This is a genomic window from Antarcticimicrobium sediminis (genome assembly GCF_004348975.1).
Taxonomy (GTDB): Bacteria; Pseudomonadota; Alphaproteobacteria; order Rhodobacterales; family Rhodobacteraceae; genus Antarcticimicrobium; species Antarcticimicrobium sediminis.
The window spans coordinates 39,108-46,057 of record NZ_SMFP01000021.1; the positions used below are offsets into that span (position 1 = coordinate 39,108).

Sequence of the window (6,950 nt, forward strand, 5' to 3'; positions counted from 1 at the left end):
GGGACGGACCCGTGAAAATCTACATTGCAGGCCATCGCGGCATGGTGGGGGGCGCGATCTTGCGCCAATTGCAGGCGCGCAAGGAGGCCGGGGAAGACCTCAGCCTGATCACCCGCACACATGCGGAACTCGACCTGACCAATCAGGCCCAGGTGGCGGCGTTCATGCAGGCGGAAAAGCCCGATCAGGTCATTCTCGCTGCGGCCAAGGTCGGCGGTATTCACGCCAACAACAGCTATCCGGCGCAGTTCATCTATGAAAACCTGATGATCGAATGCAACGTGATCCACGCCGCCCACAGCGCCGGGGTGGCGCGGCTTTTGCAACTGGGCTCGTCGTGCATCTATCCCCGGATGGCGCCGCAGCCGATGGCCGAGGATGCTTTGCTGACCGGGGTGCTGGAGCCCACCAACGAGCCCTATGCCATCGCCAAGATCGCCGGAATCAAGCTGTGCGAAAGCTATAACCGGCAATATGGGCGCGATTACCGCTCGGTGATGCCGACCAATCTTTACGGGCCGGAGGACAATTTCCACCCCGAGAATTCTCATGTTCTGCCGGCGCTGATCCGCCGCTTTCACGAGGCGGCGCAGGCCGGCGCGGAACAGGTCACGATCTGGGGCAGCGGCACGCCACGGCGCGAGTTTCTGCACGTGGATGACATGGCCGAGGCCAGCCTTTTCGTGATGGATCTGCCCAAGGACATCTATGACCGCGAGACCGCGCCGATGCTGTCGCACATCAACGTCGGCAGCGGCACGGATGTCTCGATCCTGGAGCTGGCGCAGAGGGTGGCCCGGGTCACCGGGTTCGAGGGCCGGATCATGACCGATCCGACAAAGCCCGACGGCACCCCGCGCAAGCTGATGGATGTGTCGCGCCTTGCCCGGCTGGGCTGGACAGCCTCGATCGGGTTGGAGACCGGACTCGCCGGAACCTATGACTGGTTTCTGGCGCAAGAGGCCGGGGCGCTGCGGGCTTGACCCCCTTTGGCTCCTCGCCGATTGCGGCGGCGGGCCGGGGTCTTTGGCCGGTTTCTTTGTAAGGCATTTTATTTCAGGAGCGTATTGCCATGATTACCCCGGTTCTTCTTTGTGGCGGCTCGGGCACAAGGCTTTGGCCGCTGTCGCGCAAGAGCTATCCCAAGCAATTCGCCAGGCTGATGGGCGCGCAGACGCTGTTCCAGGCCTCGGCCGAGCGGCTTTCCGGGGATGGGTTCGCGGCGCCCATGGTGCTGACCAATTCCGATTTCCGCTTCATCGTGACCGAGCAACTGGCCGAGGTGGGCATCGATCCCGGCGCGGTGCTGATCGAGCCGCAGGGGCGCAACACCGCCCCCGCCGTTTTGGCCGCCGCGCTTTGGCTCGAGCAAACCGATCCCGAGGGGCTGATGCTGGTGGCGCCCTCTGATCACGTGGTGCCCGATGCGCCGGCGTTTCGCGCGGCTGTCGCGGCGGGCATCCCGGCGGCCAAGGCCGGGATGCTTGTCACCTTCGGGATCAAACCGACGCATGCGGAAACCGGGTATGGCTATCTGGAGCTCTCCGAGGATCCGGGCGATTTCGCTGCCCGTCCAATCCCGCTGAGCCGCTTCGTGGAAAAGCCCGACGCGGGCAAGGCGGCCGAGATGCTCGCCGCCGGCACCTACCTGTGGAACGCCGGGATCTTCCTGTTCTCGGTCAAGACCATCCTCGCCGCCTTTCGCGCCCATGCCCCCGACCTGATCGCGCCGGTGCAGGCGGCGGTGGCACAGGGGCGCCCGGATCTGGGGTTCTTCCGGCTTGACCCCGAGGCTTGGCAAGGCGCGCAGGATATCTCGATCGATTATGCGGTGATGGAACGGGCCAAAAACCTTGCGGTCGTGCCCTATGCCGAGGGCTGGTCCGATCTGGGCGGCTGGGATGCGGTCTGGCGCGAAGGCGGGCGGGATGCCGCCGGGGTTGGCACCTCTGGTCCGGCCACCGCCATCGATTGCACCGATACGCTGCTGCGCTCCGAGGATGCGGGGCTCGAGGTGGTGGGCATCGGGCTGCACAACATCATCGCGGTGGCAATGCCCGACGCGGTGCTGGTGGCCGATGCCAGCCGGGCGCAGGACGTGAAGCAGGCGGTCGCCGCGCTCAAGGCGAAACAGGCGAAACAGGCCGAATCCTTTCCCAAGGATCACCGCCCCTGGGGCTGGTTCGAAACGCTGGTTCTGGGCGAGCGGTTCCAAGTCAAACGCATCCACGTCCACCCCGGCGCGGCGCTGAGCCTGCAAAGCCACCACCACCGCTCCGAGCATTGGATCGTGGTCGAGGGCACCGCCAAGGTGACGGTGGATGATGAGGTCAAGCTGATCAGCGAGAACCAGTCGGTCTATATCCCGCTGGGCGCCGTGCACCGGATGGAAAACCCCGGAAAACTGCCCATGGTGCTGATCGAGGTACAGACCGGCGCCTACCTCGGCGAGGATGATATCCTGCGTTATGAGGATGTTTATGCAAGGAAATGAGGCGCGCCCGGCTGCGACATGCCGCCGGGGCTTCGCGACCGCATGAGTCCAGCGCTGGACGCCGTAATCCGCCCCGGGATTTGCCTTCCAAACCTATCAAGGCGCAGGCATCGGGACTGGGAGCACTTTTTGAAATCGGTTTTGACTGGTCCCGAAATCGGGGACGGGGAGGCGACATTTTTCTGAATCAATTTCAGAGGTGTCCCCCCATTACTTCCTGATTTTGTAACAAAAATATCAAGATAAGTATCGCGGATGGGGAATGAACATTTGCGATACTTATCTGTGGTTTTTTATTTCAAGCCGCCGCCCCCTCACCGCAGCAGCCACTCTTCGACCTCGCTGCTCACGTCCCGCATCGGGATCCAGCGGGGATCGACCGGCTGGCCCTTGCGCAGGCGCAACTTGCCGATCAACCCGACCATCGCCCATTCGGGCCGCGTCGCACGGGGGGTATAGCCCTGTGTAGGGTCGAAAGCGGGGTTCAGCCTGCGCTGGCGCTGATCTCCGGCCTCCGTGTCGCCCTCCCACAGAAGGCGGCCGAAATCGTCGCGCAGGTATTTGCCGCGCCATCGGTCCATATCGCCATCGCCGATCACCGCGGGCGCGCCAGAGATCACGCCGATCGGCACCTCGCCGGGCTGTGCGGGCCGGATCCGGGGGCCATCAAGCACCACCGACAGGCCGGTGCGATCCTCGCCCTTCGGGTTGCCATCGGCCCATTCGAACCATTCGGCGTAGTCCGCGCCGCCGCCACTCCAGGCGCCGTCGCAGCTGCCGTTGCCATCGCCAGAGAGCCGGAACTCCAGATCTCCGGTCCCGGCGGCATCGCTGAGGCAGCGCAGAAAATTGAAATCCGGGCTCGCCGCCCGGTCGGCGCGCAGCAGCTGCAGCGTCGCGGCAAAACCTGCATGGGTGCAATTGGCCTGCAGGGCAGGGGCATCCGCCGGTTGGTGGATTTCGGCCCGCCCGCCCCCCGGCGCGCCGCCAAGACCCAGATCACCGGAGCCGGCATCAAAGCTCAGCGCCTCGGTCCAGCTGCTGCCGTCAGCGCTGAGCTTGATCGAGAAATCACGGCCTCCGGCCAGCCCCATCTCGGCGTGCCCGGTCCAGCCCGACTGGAACAGCAGGCTGGCGGTATCGGCATCGCTGGCCTTGTTGATCTTCACCTGCTGATCGGCGCCGTCATGGCTGAAGAGTACGGCCTCGGATTTCACCGCCAGCCGGTTCACCGGACCCGAGGCGGTGCCGATGCCCAGCCCCGCCACATTGTCGAGCTCGGCTGCTGGCCGGACCCAACCGACCCCATCCCAGACCCGCAATAGACCCGCATTTTGGTCCCAGGCGCGCCAGCCCGGTTGCGGCGCGAGAAACAGCCAGCTGCCGTCGATCCATGCGGCAAGCTGGTTGGGCTGACCGGCCCACTCCGCCAGTGGCACCGGCCCCAGCGCGTAAAGATCGCCCTCTTCCGGCAGGGCGGGCGGGGTTTCGGCGTCAAAACCCATCACGCTGAGCTGCACCAGAATGTCGAGCCGACGCAGCGCCGCGTTATGGGTGACATAGGGTTGCGCCTGGTTCGGCACCAGGACAGGCAGGGCAAGGATTGGCGTGGTATCCGGCATCCGGCGGGCTCCTTCAGGGGGGCAATCTGTGCCCGCAGCCTCGCCGTGCCCGGTTCACCGAGGGCTAACGCGGCGCGCGGGCGGTTAAGGTTTCCGCCGCCCAGCAGGACCCAACCTCGGGGCCCAATCCCAATGCGCACCCCAATCATCACGCGGATAGCCGCAGGCATTCGAGACAAGCTTGAAACATGTTCCCCGGTTTTGCCCTTTTTTCGCACCGCGCCGTCCCCGCGCGCGTGTTGTCCTATGAGCTAGCCCGCCGCAAAACCAATGGCGGGCCCCCAAAGGCGGGATGCCATGGTGTTGCAACTGACGGGGCGGATCTCGACCGGCGACGCGCTGCTCGATACCGATCTGCGCCATATCCATATTCTGGAGGCTGAGACGGGCCCCTATCTCTATGCCGCGACCGGCCAGAATGGCGGGCTTAGTGTCTATCAGATCGACGAATCGGGGCAGCTCGCCAGCCTGGCCGACAGCCAGTATTTCGCGCTGTCGGGGATGGGGCTGGGCCGGTTCGACGTCGTGCGGGCGGATGGGGCGACGCAACTGGTGCTGCATGGGGTCGGGGCCGGCACGCTGGTGGGCTATGCGATCGAAGAGGACGGCAGGTTGAGCGATGCGGCGCCGCTGGATCTGCCCGGCAGCGGCGGGCAGACCGCAGCCGCGGTGGCCTCCTATACGCTGCGCGACGGGCATGCGGCGCTTTATATGATCGATGCCGTGACCGGGGCGATCGACGCCTTCCTGACCGACGGCAAGGGCGGGATCATCGCCGAGGCCACGCTGCACGGGCTGGCAGAGCATTACCAACTCGACAGCGAGGCGGTGCTGGCCCTCGCCGAGACCGGTAGCGGCGGCGGTGGAGGCGGTGTTCTGCTGGCCGCCGATGGCCGCAGCCAGGGGATCAGCAGCTATACGATCGACGCCGAGACCGGCGCGCTCAGCCGCAGCGCCACGCTGGGGGCGGCCGACGGGCTGGGCCTGTCCCGGCCCACGGCGTTGGAAACCGTTTCCGCCCATGGCAGCAGCTGGGCGGTGCTGGCTGCCGCCGGGTCCAGTTCGCTCAGCGTCATGGAGCTGTCGTCTGACGGGGCGCTGCGGCTGGCCGACCATGTGATCGACACCCGCGCCACCCGCTTTGCCGGGGTTTCTGCGCTGGAGGTGGTCGAGGCCGACGACCATGTCTTTGTGCTCGCCGGGGGGGCCGATGACGGGATCAGCCTGCTGTCGTTGCTGCCCGACGGGCGGCTGGTACATCTGCAAAGCCTGGCCAATGAAAGCGGGCTTGGGCTTGAAAACGTGACCGGGATCGAGGCGGTGCGCAGCGGCGATCAGATCCAGGTCTTTGTCACCTCGGGCACGACAGCCGGGCTGACGCAATTCGCCATCGACCTGAACCGGCTGGGCGCGATCATGAACAGCGCCGACAGTGACCCCGACGGCAGTTCCGGCGGCGCGATCGCCGGAACCGGGGCCGGCGACGTGATCCTGGGCGAGGGGGAAAAGCCGGTCATCTCTGGCGAGGCGGGCGACGATATCCTGGTCTCCGGCTCGGGCGGGGCGGTGCTGACCGGTGGGGCAGGGGCGGATACATTCGTGCTCGCCCCCACCGGGAACACCCTGCGGATCACCGATTTCGAGCGCGGGATCGACCGGCTTGACCTGAGCCTGTTTCCAATGCTGCGCAGTATGGACCAGCTGGCGTTCGAGCCAACCTCGAGCGGCACCTGGGTGCGGTTCGACGATACCGAGATCAAGGTGATCAGCGCCGATGACGCCCCGCTGACCCCGGCCGATCTCTGGCCCGGCGGGTTTGATACCCCTGACCGGATCAGCATGCCCACGACCCCGCCAGAGCCGGCGGGCAGCGCTGGCGCGGATGTACTTACCGGGGGCGAGGACGCCGACCAACTGCGCGGGTTGGAGGGCGACGATACACTGAGCGGGGGCGGCGGCCGCGACCTGCTGATCGGGGGCGACGGTGCGGATCGGCTGCGCGGCGGGTCCGGGCGCGACCGGCTGTTTGGCGGGACCGGACGCGATCGGTTGTTTGGCGGGACCGGACGCGATCGGTTGTTTGGCGGCGCCGGCCGCGACCGGTTGAATGGCCAGGGCGGCGCGGATCTCCTGCGCGGGGGGGATGGAGATGACACCCTGCGCGGCGGCACCGGCGATGACCGGCTGATCGCGGGACGGGGGGAGGATCTGCTGCTCGGGGCCAGCGGCGACGATACCCTCAAGGGGCAGGGGGAGGACGATCTGCTGCGCGGCGGCACCGGTGACGACCAGTTGTGGGGACAGGCGGGGAAGGATCGCCTGCTGGGCCAGGGCGGCAATGATCTGCTGCGTGGCGGCGGCGGGCGCGATGTTCTGATCGGTGGCAGCGGCAATGACCGTCTTTACGGCGATGCCGGCGATGATCGGCTTACAGGCGGCAAGGGCCGCGACCGCTTCGTGTTTGGAGAAGATCACGGCGATGACTATATCGCCGATTTCAACCCGGACCAGGACCAGATCCGCTTCGCGATCACGGGGATCAGCTTTGACGATCTGGAGATCCGCGCTGCTGACGACGGGGTCGAGATCGACACCGGCACCGGCACGATTCTGCTGGATGGGCTCGACCCCGAGGATCTGACCCCCGAACATTTCCTGTTCTCATAAGGGCGCGCGCCTATTATTTACCATAATATGAATTATTGGCTATATCTGTTGTAGCCGCAAAGCTAAAATGTCACCTATGTGCAATTCAGAAATGTCACTCTCCCTGCCGAGGATAGCAAGTAGAGAGAGCCGACATGGGATGGGTGATGATGAGCGAGCGCGACTTC

Annotated in this window: 4 protein-coding genes; 3 read left to right on the forward strand and 1 reads right to left on the reverse strand. The window is 65.8% G+C overall.

Features of this window, described 5'->3' with window-relative positions:
* Positions 1 to 11: 11 nt before the first annotated feature.
* Together fcl and E1B25_RS20175 are read left to right on the forward strand one after the other, a co-directional pair.
* The gene (gene fcl / locus E1B25_RS20170; RefSeq protein WP_132831388.1) at positions 12 to 983 is read left to right on the forward strand and encodes a GDP-L-fucose synthase; all 972 of its coding nucleotides are present in this window, start codon (positions 12 to 14) and stop codon (positions 981 to 983) included.
* Between the two features lie 89 nt (positions 984 to 1,072).
* Positions 1,073 to 2,494, forward strand: a complete 1,422-nt coding sequence (locus E1B25_RS20175) for a mannose-1-phosphate guanylyltransferase/mannose-6-phosphate isomerase (protein ID WP_132831389.1) — start codon at positions 1,073 to 1,075, stop codon at positions 2,492 to 2,494.
* 314 nt (positions 2,495 to 2,808) lie between these two features.
* On the opposite strand, the gene E1B25_RS20180 is transcribed toward E1B25_RS20175, so the two are convergent.
* The gene (locus E1B25_RS20180; RefSeq protein WP_132831390.1) at positions 2,809 to 4,116 is read right to left on the reverse strand and encodes a peptidase G2 autoproteolytic cleavage domain-containing protein; all 1,308 of its coding nucleotides are present in this window, start codon (positions 4,114 to 4,116) and stop codon (positions 2,809 to 2,811) included.
* 297 nt (positions 4,117 to 4,413) lie between these two features.
* Between E1B25_RS20180 and E1B25_RS22765 the strand changes: the two genes are divergently transcribed.
* A complete protein-coding gene (locus E1B25_RS22765) occupies positions 4,414 to 6,783 on the forward strand; it encodes a calcium-binding protein (protein ID WP_165937702.1) in 2,370 nt (789 codons plus the stop codon).
* Positions 6,784 to 6,950: the final 167 nt, after the last annotated feature.